Annotated in this window: 17 protein-coding genes and 1 pseudogene; 8 read left to right on the top strand and 10 right to left on the bottom strand. The window is 70.0% G+C overall.

What is annotated here, in order from left to right; genetic code table 11:
* Positions 1 to 87 precede the first annotated feature (87 nt).
* The gene (xseA, locus tag ABIE41_RS23155; RefSeq protein ID WP_192642553.1) at positions 88 to 1,677 is read left to right on the top strand and encodes an exodeoxyribonuclease VII large subunit; all 1,590 of its coding nucleotides are present in this window, start codon (positions 88 to 90) and stop codon (positions 1,675 to 1,677) included.
* Positions 1,678 to 1,689: 12 nt separating this feature from the next.
* On the opposite strand, the gene ABIE41_RS23150 is transcribed toward xseA, so the two are convergent.
* Entirely contained in the window at positions 1,690 to 2,568 is an 879-nt protein-coding gene (locus tag ABIE41_RS23150; RefSeq protein WP_354193225.1) for a dienelactone hydrolase family protein, read from the bottom strand.
* Between the two features lie 55 nt (positions 2,569 to 2,623).
* On the opposite strand from ABIE41_RS23150, the gene ABIE41_RS23145 reads away from it, so the two are divergent.
* Positions 2,624 to 2,845, top strand: a complete 222-nt coding sequence (locus ABIE41_RS23145; RefSeq protein ID WP_192642552.1) for a DUF2093 domain-containing protein — start codon at positions 2,624 to 2,626, stop codon at positions 2,843 to 2,845.
* Here the strand turns inward: ABIE41_RS23145 and lpxK are convergent.
* From lpxK to ABIE41_RS23120, 5 genes and pseudogenes are all read right to left on the bottom strand, one after another.
* Positions 2,822 to 3,831, bottom strand: a pseudogene (lpxK, locus tag ABIE41_RS23140) (tetraacyldisaccharide 4'-kinase). The gene ABIE41_RS23145 and the pseudogene lpxK sit on opposite strands and share 24 nt — an antisense overlap.
* Positions 3,831 to 5,135 carry a 3-deoxy-D-manno-octulosonic acid transferase gene (locus ABIE41_RS23135; protein ID WP_192642550.1) on the bottom strand — a complete coding sequence of 435 codons (1,305 nt, stop codon included), beginning with the start codon at positions 5,133 to 5,135 and terminating at the stop codon, positions 3,831 to 3,833. The pseudogene lpxK and the gene ABIE41_RS23135 overlap by 1 nt, the downstream one beginning before the upstream one ends.
* Positions 5,132 to 5,884, bottom strand: coding sequence for a lysophospholipid acyltransferase family protein (locus tag ABIE41_RS23130; protein WP_192642549.1), 753 nt, complete (start codon positions 5,882 to 5,884; stop codon positions 5,132 to 5,134). Before ABIE41_RS23130 ends, ABIE41_RS23135 begins: the two co-directional genes overlap by 4 nt.
* 19 nt (positions 5,885 to 5,903) lie before the next feature.
* Positions 5,904 to 6,137 (bottom strand): DUF4170 domain-containing protein, encoded by a 234-nt coding sequence (locus ABIE41_RS23125; RefSeq protein ID WP_192642548.1) that lies wholly within the window; start codon positions 6,135 to 6,137, stop codon positions 5,904 to 5,906.
* 126 nt (positions 6,138 to 6,263) lie between these two features.
* Complete coding sequence (locus tag ABIE41_RS23120; protein WP_192642547.1) at positions 6,264 to 7,091, bottom strand: 3'(2'),5'-bisphosphate nucleotidase CysQ; 828 nt, start codon at positions 7,089 to 7,091, stop codon at positions 6,264 to 6,266.
* A gap of 248 nt (positions 7,092 to 7,339) precedes the next feature.
* Between ABIE41_RS23120 and ABIE41_RS23115 the strand changes: the two genes are divergently transcribed.
* A complete protein-coding gene (locus ABIE41_RS23115; RefSeq protein ID WP_192642546.1) occupies positions 7,340 to 7,861 on the top strand; it encodes a DUF6101 family protein in 522 nt (173 codons plus the stop codon).
* A gap of 5 nt (positions 7,862 to 7,866) precedes the next feature.
* Here ABIE41_RS23115 and ubiA read toward each other — a convergent pair whose 3' ends face one another.
* Together ubiA and ABIE41_RS23105 are read right to left on the bottom strand one after the other, a co-directional pair.
* Entirely contained in the window at positions 7,867 to 8,826 is a 960-nt protein-coding gene (gene ubiA / locus ABIE41_RS23110; protein ID WP_192642545.1) for a 4-hydroxybenzoate octaprenyltransferase, read from the bottom strand.
* A 15-nt stretch (positions 8,827 to 8,841) separates the two neighbouring features.
* Complete coding sequence (locus ABIE41_RS23105) at positions 8,842 to 9,318, bottom strand: hypothetical protein (protein ID WP_192642544.1); 477 nt, start codon at positions 9,316 to 9,318, stop codon at positions 8,842 to 8,844.
* A gap of 217 nt (positions 9,319 to 9,535) precedes the next feature.
* Between ABIE41_RS23105 and ABIE41_RS23100 the strand changes: the two genes are divergently transcribed.
* The 4 genes from ABIE41_RS23100 (at position 9,536) to ABIE41_RS23085 (ending at position 13,426) form a co-directional block, all read left to right on the top strand.
* Positions 9,536 to 10,282 carry a 16S rRNA (uracil(1498)-N(3))-methyltransferase gene (locus ABIE41_RS23100; protein WP_192642543.1) on the top strand — a complete coding sequence of 249 codons (747 nt, stop codon included), beginning with the start codon at positions 9,536 to 9,538 and terminating at the stop codon, positions 10,280 to 10,282.
* Positions 10,283 to 10,431: 149 nt separating this feature from the next.
* Positions 10,432 to 11,601, top strand: coding sequence for a carboxylate-amine ligase (locus ABIE41_RS23095; RefSeq protein ID WP_192642542.1), 1,170 nt, complete (start codon positions 10,432 to 10,434; stop codon positions 11,599 to 11,601).
* A gap of 172 nt (positions 11,602 to 11,773) precedes the next feature.
* Positions 11,774 to 13,171 (top strand): glutamate--cysteine ligase, encoded by a 1,398-nt coding sequence (locus ABIE41_RS23090; RefSeq protein ID WP_192642541.1) that lies wholly within the window; start codon positions 11,774 to 11,776, stop codon positions 13,169 to 13,171.
* A gap of 78 nt (positions 13,172 to 13,249) precedes the next feature.
* The gene (locus ABIE41_RS23085) at positions 13,250 to 13,426 is read left to right on the top strand and encodes a Flp family type IVb pilin (RefSeq protein WP_192642540.1); all 177 of its coding nucleotides are present in this window, start codon (positions 13,250 to 13,252) and stop codon (positions 13,424 to 13,426) included.
* 12 nt (positions 13,427 to 13,438) lie between these two features.
* Here ABIE41_RS23085 and ABIE41_RS23080 read toward each other — a convergent pair whose 3' ends face one another.
* A complete protein-coding gene (locus ABIE41_RS23080) occupies positions 13,439 to 14,320 on the bottom strand; it encodes a LysR substrate-binding domain-containing protein (protein WP_192642539.1) in 882 nt (293 codons plus the stop codon).
* A gap of 170 nt (positions 14,321 to 14,490) precedes the next feature.
* Here ABIE41_RS23080 and ABIE41_RS23075 point away from each other — a divergent pair, with 170 nt between their 5' ends.
* Positions 14,491 to 14,886 (top strand): DUF1127 domain-containing protein, encoded by a 396-nt coding sequence (locus ABIE41_RS23075; protein ID WP_192642538.1) that lies wholly within the window; start codon positions 14,491 to 14,493, stop codon positions 14,884 to 14,886.
* Between the two features lie 67 nt (positions 14,887 to 14,953).
* On the opposite strand, the gene ABIE41_RS23070 is transcribed toward ABIE41_RS23075, so the two are convergent.
* Positions 14,954 to 15,877, bottom strand: a complete 924-nt coding sequence (locus ABIE41_RS23070; RefSeq protein ID WP_192642537.1) for a DUF937 domain-containing protein — start codon at positions 15,875 to 15,877, stop codon at positions 14,954 to 14,956.
* Position 15,878 lies beyond the last annotated feature (1 nt).

Genomic DNA, 15,878 nt, shown 5'->3' with positions numbered 1-15,878 from the left:
TGGGCCAAAGGGTCGGCTGGGCAATAGCCGCCGCGGGCGTGGACGGCAACGCTTCTGCGGCTGCGCCGGCGCCGCTATGGTCGCGTCATGGACAGCGAATCGCCCAAGCCCGTCGGCAACACCCCCGAATGGTCGGTCTCGGATCTCTCCGGCGCGCTCAAGCGCACGCTGGAGGATGCCTTCGGCTTCGTGCGCGTGCGCGGCGAGATCTCGGGCTATCGCGGCCCGGTCGGCTCGGGCCATGTCTATTTCTCGCTGAAGGACGCCAACGCCAAGATCGACGCGGTGATCTGGAAGGGCGTCTTCGGGCGGCTGAAGACGAAGCCCCAGGAAGGCTTGGAGGTCATCGCCACCGGCAAGATCACCACCTTCGCCGGCAAGTCGAGCTACCAGATCATCATCGATTCGCTCGAGCCCGCCGGCATCGGCGCGCTGATGGCGCTGCTCGAGGAACGCCGCAGGCGGCTCGCCGCAGAGGGGCTGTTTGCGGAAGAGCGCAAGCAGCTCATCCCCTATCTACCCCGCGTTATCGGCGTCGTGACCTCGCCGACCGGCGCCGTCATCCGCGACATCCTGCACCGGCTGGAGGATCGCTTTCCCCGGCATGTGCTGGTCTGGCCGGTGCGCGTGCAGGGCGAGACCAGCGCGGCCGAGGTCGCCGCCGCCATCGCCGGCTTCAACGCCCTGCCCGAAGGCGGGCGCATTCCGCGGCCCGACGTCATCATCGTCGCGCGCGGCGGCGGCTCGCTCGAAGACCTGATGGGCTTCAATGAGGAGATCGTGGTGCGCGCCGCGGCCGCCTCGCTGATCCCGCTGGTCTCCGCCGTCGGCCACGAGACCGACGTCACCCTGATCGACCACGCCGCCGATCTGCGCGCGCCGACGCCGACCGGTGCGGCCGAAAAGGTCGTGCCGGTGCGCGCCGAGCTGATGAGCCTCGTCGCCGATCTCGCGCGCCGCCAGGCCGGTGCGATGCGCCGCCTGTCCGACCGCCGCCGCAGCGACCTGCGCGCGCTCGCCCGCGCCTTGCCGGGGCCGGAAGCCGTGCTGTCGGGCCCGCGCCAGCGGCTCGATCTCGCGGCAACACGGCTTGCCCCGGCGCTGGCACGCAACGCCCGTGTGCATGAGCAGCAGCGCGGCCTCGCCGCCCAGCGCCTTGCGCGCCAATCGCCCTTGGCGCGCCTCGCGGCCCTGCGGGCCCGGCTCGACGGCTATGGACGCGTGCTGGCGCAGGCTCGCAACGCGGCGCTGTCCGCCGAAAACCGGCGCATTGCCGACGCCCGGCGGAGGCTGAGCGAGCTTGAGCAACGCGCGGCAAAGGCTTTGACCCGCGGCGTCGCCCTGCGCAGCGAGAGACTGCCGGCGCTGGAGACGCGGCTGCAGCGGGCGTTTGCGCAGGGCCTGATGCGGCGTCGCGAGCGCTTGCGGTCCTCGGTGTCGCTGCTCGCTTCACTCGGGCCGGAAGCCGTTCTGGCACGCGGCTATGCGCTGGTGCGTGACGAGGCTGGCGCCCTGATCCGCGATCCGGGGCAGTTGCGGGCCGGTCAGGCGCTCGGCGTGCAGGTCGCAGGCGGACGTTTCGGTGTGGTGGTCGCAGGCGGTGGCGAGGGGCTTTCGCGAACGCCCCGTCCGCCGCGGCGGGAGACGGCAAAGCCGGGCCAGGGCGACCTGTTCTGACGCCTGTCCGCCTCAGAGCCCGTTCAGGAAGGACTTCACCCGCTTGATCGCGTCCTCGCGCGCCTCCGGATTGGTGCCGACGGTGGCCTTGCCGGTCCCGGTCGCGGAGAAGGCGATGTCGCTGCGCTCCTTCACCTCCAGCCGCGGATGGTCGAAATCATGCAGCGCCCCGGCATAGATCACGATCTCGACCTTCTCACCGCGGGCCTTCGCGGCCTTGGCGAGATAGTCGCAGGGGCCAGGTGGGGTCCAGTCGTCGGCGTCGCCGATCAGCATCATCAGCGGCATCCGCGCCATGAAGCTGGCCGATTCCGATTGAACCCGGCAGCCCGGATAGAAGGCGATGGCACGGGCGAAATCCGGCTGCTCGTCGGCCGGACGACGATCCTTGCGGATGGCGGCCAGCACCGTGGAGCCGCCGCCGGACCAGCCGAGCAGCGCAATCCGCTCGGGGCGGACATCGCCGCGTGACTGCAGCCAGTGCCGCGCGGCGGCGGCATCCGCGACACGTTCGCGGCTGGCCCGCACGGTGACCTCCTTGACGCCGCATTGCGAGCCGAGCCGGCGCGAGCCGTAGCTGTCCGGCATCAGGACGACATAGCCTTCCGCCGCGAGGCGCTCGCCCCAGTCGGAGTGGCGCAGCGAGAGCTTGCCGTTTTCGCGGAACAGGCCACCGCAGCCATGCAGCGCGACGACGGCGGGAAAGGGTCCGGGACCTTTCGGCCGATAGAGCACGGCGTCGAGATCGCCGTCATAGCTCGGCAGTCGCACGCGCTCATAGCCGCCCGCCAGCGCGGCCCCGGCCAGCAGCGACAGCGCCGCCATCGCCGCGGCGAGGCGCGCGACGCAGGCAATCACGAGGCTGGACTTCGTCGGGCGCAGCGCTATCACGGGACGGGATTATCCCGGCATTGCGCGCGCGGATCAACGGTTTAGATATATCGGCATGAACATCAGCGATCGCCCCCCGATGCCGGGGCAGGAAGCGGCCCTCGATTACGGCCATGGCGAGTTCCGCGTCGTGCGTCCGGGCGCCTTCGTGCGCTGCGCCGTGACGGGCGCGCCGATCCGCATCGAGGAGCTGCGCTACTGGTCGGTCGACTGGCAGGAGGCCTATGCCTCGCCCGAAGCCGTGCAGCTGAGGCTACGGCGCGCCGGCCGCGCCTGAGGCGCCCGATAGAAGCGCCTCGATCGCCTCCGGAGCGTCGAACACCAGCCTGACCGGAACGGGCAACAGCCGCGTCCGCGCTTCCTCCGGCCAGAGCGGGGCAAGCTTCACCCAGTCCTTTTCCGTCGTCGCCACCAGGCTGTCATAGAGCGCAGCCTCCGCGACGAGCGCCTGGACATCGGCGTGGCTGTAGGCGTGATGGTCGCCGAAGGCGCGCTCCGCGACGATCCGCGCTCCCGCCTCGCGCAGCGTCGTCGCAAACTTCTCCGGCCGCCCGATACCGGATACGGCGAGCACCGCCTGATCCGCGAGCCGGGCGACCGCCCCGGCATCCGGCTCAAGCCGGGCCCTAAGGACGGCAAGGCCCTTCGCTGTGGCCTGCGCCGCCACAGCCGCGCCAGCCTCTCCGGGGCCGATCACCAGCACGGCATCGACCTCGCCGAGCTGCTCCGCCAGCGGAGCGCGCAGCGGCCCGGCCGGCAGGCACAGGCCGTTGCCGACGCCCGAGGCACCATCGACCACCGCGAGCCTCAGCCGCTTGGTCAGCGCCGGGTTCTGCAGCCCGTCATCCATCACGATCACGCTGGCGCCGAGCGCCCGCGACAGGCTCGCTCCCGCCACGCGGTCGCGTGCGATCACGGTGCGGGCATGGCGCGCCATCAACAGCGGCTCGTCGCCGACGGCGCGCGCCGCGTGATGCTCGGGATGGACCTCGACCGCCGGCCGGGCAGGCTGCCGCCATAGCCGCGCATCAGCACGAAGGGCGTCTCGCCGCGCCGCGCCATCAGTCCCGCGAGCGCGATCGCCGTCGGCGTCTTGCCCGCCCCGCCGGCGACGAAATTGCCGACGCAGATCACCGGCACGCCGCAATCGACGCCCGGCCGCCTCATCCGCCGCAGCGTGATCGCGCCATAGATCCAGCCCAGCGGGGACAAAAGCCTGGCGAGCAGGCCCGGCCGGCGCCACCAGAAGGCGGGCGCCCGCATCAGGCGGCGCCGTCGCGTCGCCCGAGCGCGATCCGCATCAGCAGCGGCTCCAGCGCCTGGATCGTGCGGCCGAGCGCGCCGCCGAGCTCGCTGCTCGTCTGTGCGGCCGCCCGCGCGGCCTGGCGCGCGCTGGCGGGGTCGCTCAGCCAGCGGTGAACCGCCCCGGCCAGCCCCTGCGCATCGGCGACCTCGCGCGCGCCGCCACCCTTGTCGAAGGCGGCGAAGATCTCGGCGTTGTTGTGGACGAAGGGCCCATGCAGCAGCGCGCAGCCGAGCTTGGCGGGCTCGATCGGGTTGTGCCCGCCGATCATCGGCACGAGCGAGCCGCCGAGATAGGCCACCTGCGAGAGCCGGTAGAACAGCCCGAGTTCGTTGACGGTGTCGGCGATGTAGAGTTCCGCATTACGCTCTGGTAACTGGCCGGCGGCCCGGCGCGTGACGGCGATGCCGTTGGCCTCCGCCAGCGCCTCGATCTCGACGCCACGCTGCGGATGGCGCGGCGCGATGATCGTCAGCAGATTCGGCAGATAGGGCTTGATGCCGAGATGGGCGGCGATGACCTGCTCTTCCTCGCCCGGATGCGTGCTGGCGGCCACCCAGACGGGGCGCCCCGTCGTCAGTCCGTCGAGGATCGCCAGCGTGTCGGCATCGGCCGGTGGGGCGGGCACGTCGAATTTGAGGTTGCCGGCGACGCTGACGCGCGGCGCGCCCAGCTGCGCGAGACGCTCGGCGTCCCCTTGCGACTGGGCGAGGCAGGATTCGAAGCAGGAGAGCAGGAAGCGGGAGGTCTGCGGCGCCTTGTACCAGCGCGCGAAGGAGCGCTCCGACATGCGGGCATTGACCAGAACGAGCGGCACCTCGCGCTTGCGGGCCTCGATCAGCAGGTTCGGCCAGATCTCGGATTCGCAGATCAGCCCGAGCGAGGGCTGCCAGTAGTCGAGGAAGCGGCGCATGTAGCGGGGTACGTCGAGCGGCAGATACTGATGGATCACGCCGGCCGGCAGCCGCGCCGCCAGCAGCTTGGCCGAGGTCACCGTGCCGGAGGTCACAAGCACGGTCAGGCCACGCTTCTGCAGCCGCGCCACCAGCGGCAGCAGCGTCACCGTCTCGCCGACGCTGGCGCCGTGCAGCCAGGCCAGCGGCCGGTCGGGCCGGCGCACGCCCGGATAGCCACGCCGCTCGGCAAGGCGCGTCGGGTCCTCCTTGCCGCGCCGACGCCGCCAGACCAGAAGCCCGGCCGCAGCCGGCTCGAGCAGCCCCGTCAGCAGCCGGTAGCCGGAGAGGATCGCGCCCTTGCCGTTCACGGCGCCGCTCCTGGCGCCGCGGCTTCGGCGGCGAGCCGCGCCTGCCTCAGCCCGGCGCCGGGGTCCTGCGCGCCGACCAGGGCATAGGCGCGGGCATGAACGGCGTCGAGGCCGGCCTCCAGCGCCAGCCGCGCTGCCTCGCAGGCGGCCTCATCGGCCTCGCGCGCGACATGGATGGCTTCGCCGACGACGATGGCGCCGCGGCCGAAGGGCAGGCCGATCGAGGCCCGGTCCCAGCTCTTGAAGTCGATGCGCCGGCTCGTCACCACCGCGATCGGGTGCAGCGGGCGTCCGGAGGCCCGCGCGAGCTGGATGATCCCCGGCCCGACGATGCGGGCGCGCTTGGGGATGTCGGCGGTCAGCACCATCGTCTCGCCGGCCTTGAGCCGCTTCAGCATGGCGAGGAAGGCGCTGGCGCCGCCCTTCTCGCGGATCTTCTTGCCGAGCGCGCCGGAGCCGCGAATCGCCCCGATCCCGAGCTGGCGCAGCGCGACGGCGTTGAAGCCGCCATCGCCATGGCGCGAGACCAGGGAGCAGGCCGGCATCCAGTCCGGCCGCGAGAACGGGATCATGATGTGCTGGCCGTGCCACATCGCGATGATCAGTGGCAGCTCCGGGCGCACGCGCTCATAGACGTCCGCCGGCTCGACGACGAAGCGGTTGGTGCGCTGCACGAGGCGCAGATAGCCGGCCAGCATCCGGCCGAGCGCCTCCTGCGCCACGCGCGTCTTGAGAATCGAAAAGCCCATGAAGCTGGCGTCGAACCCTTCAGGTGTCGGGGTCGAGCAGGCGGTGGAGATGCACGATGAAGTAGCGCGTCTGCGCCTGGTCGACGGTGGCCTGCGCCTTCGCCTTCCAGGCGGTGTGTGCGCTGGCATAGTTCGGGAACACGCCGACCACGTCGAGCTTGGCAAGGTCCTTGAAGGTCACGCCTTCGAGGGAGCTCAGCTCGCCGCCGAAGACGAGGTGAAGAAGCTGCTTCTGTTCCGGCTCGGCCGCCATCGATCCCTCCAGCATGAACTGTCGCGCGCGCAATGCGCGGCACCTGTTAAGCCATCCGCGCGCGGGGCGCGAGTGCCGCGCGGCGGGTCATCGCGCATTCGCGGCGAAGGTTGGCTGAAAATGACCTCAGAGCCGCTGGGGCTGGGTGTCCCGCAGGCGCTGCATCGCCGACAGCAGGGGCGCCGAGAGCCCGTTGCCGCTGGCGACGAGCACGCCATGCACCGGTGTGGCCCGGTTGTAGACCACCGGTTCGCCGGCCCCGCCGCTCATCGTGCCGCCCGCCTCGCGCAGGATCAGGTCGGCGGCGGCGAGGTCCCAGTCGCGCGCATCCGCCGAGATCAGCCCGGCGTCGATCGAGCCGTCGGCGATGCGCGTGAGCCGCAGCGCCAGCGAGGGGATCTTGTCGACTGGCTCGAACGGCTCGATCCGCGCCAGCGCGTCCAGCATCGGCTTGGGCCCGGCGATACGGGCCTCGCCGAGGCGCGTCAGCGGTGTCGCGCTGATCGCGCCGCCATTCTTCTGGGCGCCGCCGCCGCGCAGCGTGGTGTAGGTCGCGCGGCACGCCGGCGCATGGACCACGCCGAGGATCGGCTCGCCCTCGTCGAGCAGCGCGACGCAGACCGCCCAGTCGGGCAGGCCGCTCATATAGGCGCGCGTGCCGTCGATCGGGTCGACGACCCAGACGAAGCGGCGCGACAGCCGCAGCGCATCGTCCACCGTTTCCTCGGAGAGCCAGGCGGCCTCCGGCAGCAGTGCCGAGAGACGGATGCGCAGGAAGGTGTCGACACCAATATCCGCTTCGGTGACGGGCGAACCGCCGCTCTTTGACCAGGTCCGCGCCGCGGTCTTCTCACCGGGGCGGAAGAGGTCGGTCGCGATAGCGCCGGCTTCGAGGCAGCTTTCGCGCACGGCCTTGAGCAGATCCGGTGCGATGGGTAGCGGAGATGTGCTCATGGGCGTTCCCTACGAAGGGCAAAGGCCTGCTTCAAGGCGAAAATGCGCCCCGGAGACGAAAGATTCCGTCAAGCATCATGCAGGAAACACGCCATGCAGGGCCCTGGAACGGCCCCGACACGCTCCCTTAACCCAACCGCTTAAGCGCTCGGAGAGGCCTGGGACGCAATCTCGTCCGGCAAGCACGAGAGCCCCGCACCACACAGAGGGCTCCGATGCGGCAGGGATTACAGAGAGGCGTCAAACCTATGGCCAGAGTCACGCCGGCCGCCGGGGAGTTCGGTTTCGCACCGAATGGCCCCGGCGGTACGACCGACCCGACGATCACTCCCCGCGAGGCCGCTGCGCCCGCCCCGGACGCGCCGCGCATCGAGCGCATCGGCTCCGTCCGGATCCTGCGGGGTTCCGCCGGTTGGCGCGGCGTTTCGCTGCGCCTGGCCAATCCGACGGGTGAGGACCAGATCTTCCAGCTCGCGCTGACGGCCGGCGACGGCCGCTCGATCACGATCGCGACCGTCGATGGCGACGACGCAGTGGCGCTCTGGCGCGACTGCGGCCGCAGCAGCGGCATGCCGCTGCTGCTCGAGACCAGCGATGGCGAGATTTCGCAGCCCTTCCCGCAGATCGGCCGGCTCGCGCTCGGGCCGACCCGGGTCAGGCGCCGCTATTCCTTCCTGAACGGCCGTCGTCCGCGCTTCCTGGTGCGGCGCAAGACCGGCAAGCTCGCCGAACGCCCGGTCGTCGTCGCCGGGGAACGCCTGACGGATTAGGATCGTCAGACGAACGGGGGGACCAGCGCATCGAGCGCAAAACCCGCCGCCAGCAACAGCCCCGCATGCCAGTTGGAGCGGAACAGCGCGAGCGCCACGGGCGCGCTCGCGCCCTTCAGCCGCGAAACCTGCCAGCCGAGATGCCCCGCAAAGGCCACGAGCCCCGCGAAGGCGAGGGCTCCGCCTCCGGCCATCCAGGTCGCCAGCCCCGCCAGCACCACCGTGATCGCAAAGCACAGCGCGATCGCTTCGCGTCCGTAATCGCCGAAGTAACGCGCGCTCGACTTGATGCCGGCGATGACGTCGTCCTCGATGTCCTGCATCGCGTAGATCGTGTCGTAACCGACCGTCCAGGCCACCGCCGCGGCATAGATCAGGAAGGCCGGCGCATCGAGCCGTCCGAACACCGCGCTCCAGCCGAGCAGACCGCCCCAGGAGAACGCCAGCCCCAGCACGAACTGCGGCATGTTCGTGATCCGCTTCATGAAGGGGTAGATCGCGACGATCGCGAGCGAGGCGATGCCCGCGACGATCGTGAAGCGGTTGAACTGCAGCAGCACCGCCAGTCCGACGAAGGACAGCGCCACCATGAACACCGCCGCCGCCTTGGCCGTGACCTGGCCGGAGGGCAGGGGGCGACCCCGCGTGCGCGCCACCTGCGCGTCGAGCTTGCGGTCGACGATGTCGTTGAAGGTGCAGCCCGCTCCGCGCATCACGATCGCGCCGATGAGGAAAAGCAGGCAGTGCCAGGGGTTGGGAAAGGGTGCGCCCGCGGCGATCGCCGCCAGCCCCGCCGACCACCAGCAGGGCAAGAGCAGGAGCTGCCAGCCGATCGGCCGTTCAATGCGCGCGAGCTTGAGAAAGGGCCGCGCCCGGCGTGGCGCCTTGGTATCGACCCAGTGCCCGCGCAGCGCGTCGGGCAAAGGGGCGTCCGGCGCCGGGGCGGAGGGTCCGGGGCCCGGCATGTTCGCCGCGCCGGTTTAGAGCGCGCCCTGCGGGATGCGCATGCCGCCGCCGGTTATGGCGTCGCCGCCGCCGAAGGGATTGCCGCCAGCGCCCTGCGCCTGCTGCTGCGCCCGGCGCATCATCTCGGCCTGCTGCTTCACGGCGTTGCAGGCCTGGGTGCGGATGCCGGCCGCCTTCTGGTTGTCGGCCTTCAGGCCTTCGATGAAGGAGGGCGGAATCTGGCACCAGTCCTGGTTGTCGGTCGCGAACTTCACCGTGGTGGCGCCGTTGCCGACCAGCCGGGTCATCGTGCTGCAGGCCTGCTGGGGGGTGAGCTTGCGCTTGGATTTCTGAGCGGCGCTGAGCGAGGCGACGAGCGACTGCCGCTCCTGCAGCAGGGCCTGGATCTTCTCGCAGCCGGAGGCCTGGGCGCGAGCCGGGGCGGCGTCGAGCAGCGCGGCCGCCGCGAGGCCCATCGTCGCGATCACTCCGGAAGCCAACCTGCGCCGCATCTCGTTTCCGCTCCACATCCTGCGGGGGCACTCCGGCCCCTCGCGGTTTCCTTAACAGCAACGCCGTGTTAGCGCCAAGAACCTTTGCGTGCCGGAGCTGCCGGCCGCCGAATAGAGCTGCCGTTAGCGGTGGATTGTGGCGGTTTTGGCGTGGATGACCGCCCAGCGACGGTCGCGAAGGGTGCGATCCGGCTGCCGAGAGGGAAGCGCTCGACCCATGACCATCCCCGATTTTGCGCGCTACCGGCTGTTCGTCGAGCCGGCTCTGGCCGAAGGCCATCGTCTTCCGCTCGCGCGGGAACAGGCGAACTACCTGATCTCGGTTCTGCGAATGAAGCAGGACGACACCGTGCTCCTCTTCAACGGGCGCGACGGCGAATGGCTCGCCGCCATCTCGGTCGAGGGGCGCAAGCAGGCAAGCCTCACCCTCGTCAGGCAGACCAAGCCCCAGCCGGCGCCTCCCGACCTGCATTATCTCTTCGCCCCGCTGAAGCATGCCCGGCTCGACTACATCGCCCAGAAGGCGGTCGAGATGGGTGCCGGCGTGATCCAGCCCGTGCTGACCCGCCGCACCCAGGTCTCCCGCCTCAATCTCGACCGCATGCGCGCCAACGCGATCGAGGCGGCCGAGCAGTGCGGCATCCTCAGCCTTCCCGACATCCGCGACGAACAGGGGCTGGAGGCCGCGCTCGCCGCGCTCGAGCCCGACCGGCTGCTGGTCTTCTGCGACGAGGCGATGGCGCAGGAGAGCCCAGTCAAGACCCTTGCGACGGCCCGGCCCGGCCCGCTCGCCGTCCTGATCGGCCCCGAAGGCGGCTTCGACGATGCGGAGCGGCACCTCATCATGGCGCGGCCGAACACGCTCGCCATCTCGCTCGGCCCGCGCATCCTGCGCGCCGACACCGCCGCCGTGGCCGCGCTGGCGCTCGTCCAGGCCGTGCTGGGCGACTGGCCGAGGGGCTGATTCGCGGAACGGGGCCGTCGCTGGAACGTTCTGCGGTCACGAGGGACGCATTCTCGACTCAATCGAGGGCAGTCTGGCGCGCCCGCCGGTCGGGCGATGCTGCGATGCGTCGCCGGCCCGGCCCCAAGGTCCGCCACGAGGATGAGCGCATGAGCGAAGACGGCCGTTTCGGCATCGAGGAAGAGTATTTTCTGGCCGATGCGGTCACTCGCGGCATCGGCCGCAAAGTCTCGGCCGCCTTCATCGAATCGGCCCAGCGCGCCTTTCCCGACGAGGTCCAGCGCGAGATGCTGCAGTCCCAGATCGAGGTCGCGACCCCGATCTGCCGCACAATGGCGCAGGCGAGGCAGTCGCTGACGAAGCTGCGCACCGGACTGGCCGGGCTGGCGTTGGAACACGACATGCTGCTGCTTGCCTGCGGCACGCATCCCAGCGCCGCCTGGTCGCGCCAGCGCGTCACCGATGCCGCGCGCTACGACACGCTGATGCGCGACCTCCAGATGCTGGGCAGCCGCAACCAGCTCTGCGGCCTGCATGTCCATGTCGAGGTCGTCGACGAGGACGAGCGCATCCGGCTGATGGCGCGGATCATGCCGTTCCTGCCGGTGATGCTCGCGCTTTCGACCTCCTCGCCCTTCTGGCAGGGACGCCGCACGGGGCTGATGGGCTATCGGCTCGCCGCCTATGGCGAACTTCCGCGGACGGGTCTGCCGGAGCTCTTCGCCGACCCGGCGGATTACAGAGCCTACCTCGACACCATGGTCGCGGCCGGCGCGATCAAGGATGCGAGCTACATCTGGTGGGCGATCCGGCCCTCGGACAAGCATCCGACACTGGAACTGCGCATCGCTGATTCCTGCACGAGACTGGACGACACGCTCGCCATCGTCGCGCTCTATCGCTGCCTCGTGCGCCACCTGCTGCGGCATCCCGGCCTCAACGCCGATCTGACGCCGGCCTCGCGCGCCATCGCCTGCGAGAATCTCTGGCGCGCCCAGCGCTACGGAATCCATGGCGGCCTGGTCGACGAGCCGAGCCGGAGCATGCGCAGCGTCCCCAGCCTGGTCGCGGATCTGGTCGCCCGGCTTGTCGATGATGCCCGCGCGCTCGGCTGCGAGGCGGAACTCGCCCTTTGCAACGACATCGCTGCCGCCGGAACGAGCGCCGATGTGCAGCTCGCGGTCTATGAGGAGGCACGCGGCCGGGCCGGCGGGCAGACGGCGGGGCTCGCCGCGGTCGTCGACTGGATCGCCTCCGAGACGCGGCTCGACGCCACCGGCTGGGGCCGGTCCGGCGCCCGCCACCGCGGCGCCGCCTGATCCAGCCCGCGCCGCCCTGCGCGGCGCGTTCGCCGATGATCCGCCAACGCGCGGCGAGGGTCGTTGTCGAGCGTTCGCGGCTCGCCTATGTCTGGCGCTCCCGGAGCCCGAGCCCCCGTGTCCTGCGACACGGACGGCGATCTGGCCGTCCTGTTGTTCTGCCGGAGCGCCCATGGCTCGCGACGTGTCCGATTCGACCCCGATCGGTTCCAAGGACGAATTGATGTCCTGGATGGCGGCGGGGGAGAAACCGCCTTCCGCCTTCCGGCTCGGCACCGAACACGAGAAATTCCCGTTCTATACCGACGATCTCTCGCCCGTTCCCTATGAGGGACGCGCGGCGGCCGAAGGGCGCCCGGCCGCGGGCGGCATCCGTCATCTCCTCGAAGGCATGCAGGCCAAGCTCGGCTGGGAGCCGATCGTCGATGCCGGCCACATCATCGGGCTGGCCGGTCCCGATGGCGGTGGCGCGATCTCGCTGGAGCCCGGCGGCCAGTTCGAGCTCTCGGGGGCTCCGGTCGCGACCCTGCATGAGACGGCGGCCGAACTCGACGGCCATCTGCGCGACATCAAGGCCGTGGCGCAGCAGCACGGCATCGGCTTCGTCTCGCTCGGCCATTCGCCGCTGTGGACCCGCGCCCAGACGCCGATGATGCCCAAGAGCCGCTACAAGATCATGGCGAACTACATGCCGAAGGTCGGCACGCGCGGCCTCGACATGATGTTCCGCACCTGCACGGTCCAGGTGAATCTCGACTTCGCGACCGAGGCCGACATGGTGCGCAAGCTGCGCGTCTCGCTCGCTCTCCAGCCGCTCGCGACCGCCCTCTTTGCCGCCTCGCCGTTCACCGAAGGCAGGCTCAACGGCTTCCAGTCGATGCGCTCCGAGATCTGGCGCGACACGGACCGCGCCCGCTCGGGCATGATCGCCTTCGCCTTCGACGAGGCCATGTCCTACGAGGCCTATGTCGACTGGGCGCTCGACGTGCCCCTGTATTTCGTCAAGCGCGGCGACACCTATCATGACGTCGCCGGGGCCTCCTTCCGCGATCTCCTGGCCGGAAAACTCCCGCAACTCCCGGGTGAGACGGCGACGATCTCCGACTGGGCCAACCATCTCGGCACCCTGTTCCCCGAGGTCAGGCTCAAGCGCTTCCTCGAGATGCGCGGCGCCGATGCCGGCTCGCCGGAGATGCTGAATGCGCTGCCCGCCTTCTGGGTCGGCCTGCTCTACGACCAGGCTTCGCTCGATGCCGCCTGGGATCTGGTCAAGGGCTGGAGCGAGGACGAGCGCCAGGCATTGCGCGATGCCGTTCCGAGGCAGGGGCTCGCCGCGACCGTCGCCGGGCGCAGCCTGCGCGAGATCGCCCGTGAAGTGCTCGCGCTGTCGCGGGCCGGTCTGGCGCGTCGCGCGCGGCTGAACGGCGAGGGGGCCGACGAGAGCGGCTTCCTCGATCACCTCGACGCGATCGTGACGGCTAACCGCACGGTGGCCCAGGATCTCGTGACGCGGTTCGAGACCGCCTGGGGCGGCAAGATCGCACCGCTCTTTACCGAGGTGAAACTATAGCCTGCGAAGGCGCGCATTCCGGCGAATGCTGCCCGATGCGTTAACCGGTTGGCGGGGATTTCCGGTCAGGGTGGCGCGATGCAGACGCTCCGCGCCCAAATGATCGAGTTTATCCGCGACGAGCGCGGCGCGACGGCGATCGAGTACAGCTTCATCGCAACGCTGGTCTCGCTCGCGATCATCGCGGGCGCAACAATGATCGGCGACCGTCTCAAGACCCTTTTCGAAACGACGGCGGCCGGCTTCAAGAGCTGACGCCCCAGCCGGCTACTCAGCCGCGGTCTTGAAACTCGCCAGATTGTCCAGGCTCTGGATGATGTGCTCGGCGAGAGCATTGGACAGCACCGAGGGATCGAAACGCGTCCGCAGCAGCCCGATCTTGCATGACGGAAGCGTCGCGAAACCCTCCGCCGGCCCCAGAATCCGCATCCCCGGTCGTACGGCGCTCTCTGGCAGCACGGAGACGGCGAGCCCTGCGACGACCGCCGCGCCGACCGCGGTGGAATTCCAGCTCGCATAGAGCACGCGGAAGCGCCGCCCCTTGTTCTCCAGCGCATCGACAGCCGCCTGGCGCCAGTTGCAGTTGGGCCGGCCCAGCGCCAGCGGCAGCGGGTCTTCCTCATGCACGCCATGGCGCGCCGAGGTGACCCAGAGCAGAGGCTCGATCCGGATGATCTCGCCCTGTCCGCGGCTTTCGACATGGGTGATGATGGCAAGGTCGATGTCGCCGGTGGCGATCCGCTCGGCCAGCATCGGCGTCGGCTCGCAGACCACCGTGACCTCGGCGCGGGGATTGGAGCGGGCAAACCGCGCCAGGATCTCCGGCAGGTAGCGGTCGGCATAGTCATCGGGCACGCCGAGCCGGATGCGCCCCTTGAGGTCGGCATCGGCGAAGCTCGCGACGCATTCGAGATTCAGCCGGACGATGCGCCGGGCATAGTCGAGCAGGCGCTCGCCATCCTCGGTCAGCTTGGCGTGGCGCCCGTCGCGCCCGAAGAGTGGCCGGCCGACGCGCTCCTCCAGCCGCTTCATCTGCATCGACACCGCCGACTGCGTCTTGAATACGATCTCCGCCGCGCGGGTGAAGGAGCCGGTGTCCGCGATCGCGACGAAGGTCTTGAGCTGGTCGGCATCGAGCACATGAGCCATCGAAAACCCTCGCGGCTGGTTCATCAATATCCGTGTTGTCAGGCATCATAAGCATTCGTTTGGCTGATGACCAGCGGAAAGCTAATCTCCCGTCATCATCCCGCTGCTGCCAAACGGTGCGTCCCGGCAGGGGTGCGATGCCCGCTCTCATCCGTCCACAGGAGGCCGTCATGCTGCTCATGACCTTCGCCACGAAGTCGCTCTCGTCCGTCGCGGTCGGTGCCACGCGTGTCGTGACCCTCACGTTCCGGCCGGTGAATGCCATCGTGAAAGCCCTGATCCATCGCCGAGAGGTGATGCGCCTGGGCGAACTCGACGAGCGCGGGCTCAAGGATATCGGCCTGGTCCGCTCCGATCTCGACGGCGCGCTCTCGGTCTCCTGGTTGTCCGACCCCTCGCTCATCCTCGCGGAGCGCTCCAGCGCCCGGCATGGCGTGGCCTCTCTGCGCCGCCAGGCCGCGCTCCAGCAGGCGGAGCGGGTCGCCCCGGCCGTGCCCGCCCGGCCTGCGCCGGTGGTGCCCGCGCGGCGCGCGGCGGTCGTCGAAACGGTTGCGTGCAGCGCCTGACCCCTTGGGGCTGCACGTTCCTGCGGGCGGAGGCTTCGTGCCTCCGCCCTTTTTCATGTCTGGACGCTCAGCGCCGGTTCGGACCGCCGAACATCGTGTCGAAGATCGACTTCATCGCCTGCTGATGGCTGTCCTGCACCTGGCGCCCGGTCTCGAACATCTGGTTGAGCGCGTCGAGGCCGATCGCGCCCGGCCCGGTCTCGTTTGAGTTGGGAGCGTCTTCCGCCTCGCGCTCGGGCGTCCGACGCGAAGACGGCGCCGTCCGCGCTTCAGGTTCGGGCTGGGGCTGCGCGCCGCCGAGCATGCCGGTGAGGATCTGTCCGAACATCCCGCCCATCTGGTCCATGCCGGTCTGTCCGCCCGGCATCTGGCCGCCGCCGAAGGGGCCGCCGCCCTGGGTCTGGCCGCCACCGGGTGCCTGCCCGTTGCCGAACATGCTGCCCAGGATCGCCTCGAGCGGATTCATCGGGGTGCTCGGCTGCGGGGTCGGCGGGGCCGGGGCCGGCTGCATGCCCGGCATCTGGCCGCGCATCATCTCGGCGAACTGGCCGAAGATGCCGCCGAACCCGTTGCTGTTCATCGATTTGGTCAGCCCGCCCATCACCATCGCGGCGATGACCGGTAGCATCTGCTTCAGCACCGCCTGGCCGACCCCGCTGGTCGCGGCTGCCTGCGCCGCCACCGCATTGCTGACCTCCTTGGAGCCGAAGATCTGGCTCAGCACATCGGTGCCAGCACTGCGGGCGTTGTCGGGAATGCCGTCGCCATTCGCGTCGAAGATCCGGCCGAAGGGCGAGGCGGTCATCATCTGCGCCAGCGAGCCGAAGGCATAAGGATCCTGCGTCTGCCGCTGCAGGCCCATCGAGAAGGCGGGCAGGAGTGCTTCGATGGCGGCCTGCGTCTGCTGCTGGCTCAGCCCGTATTGCCGGGCGAGGTTCTGTATCGCCTGGCCGTTCTGGGCCTGTTGCATCATCTCGAACAGATTCATCATG

It is taken from the genome of Bosea sp. OAE506 (assembly GCF_040546595.1).
GTDB lineage: Bacteria > Pseudomonadota > Alphaproteobacteria > Rhizobiales > Beijerinckiaceae > Allobosea.
Note: the sequence above shows the minus strand (reverse complement) of the source record. Positions and strands in the feature narration are given on the sequence as shown.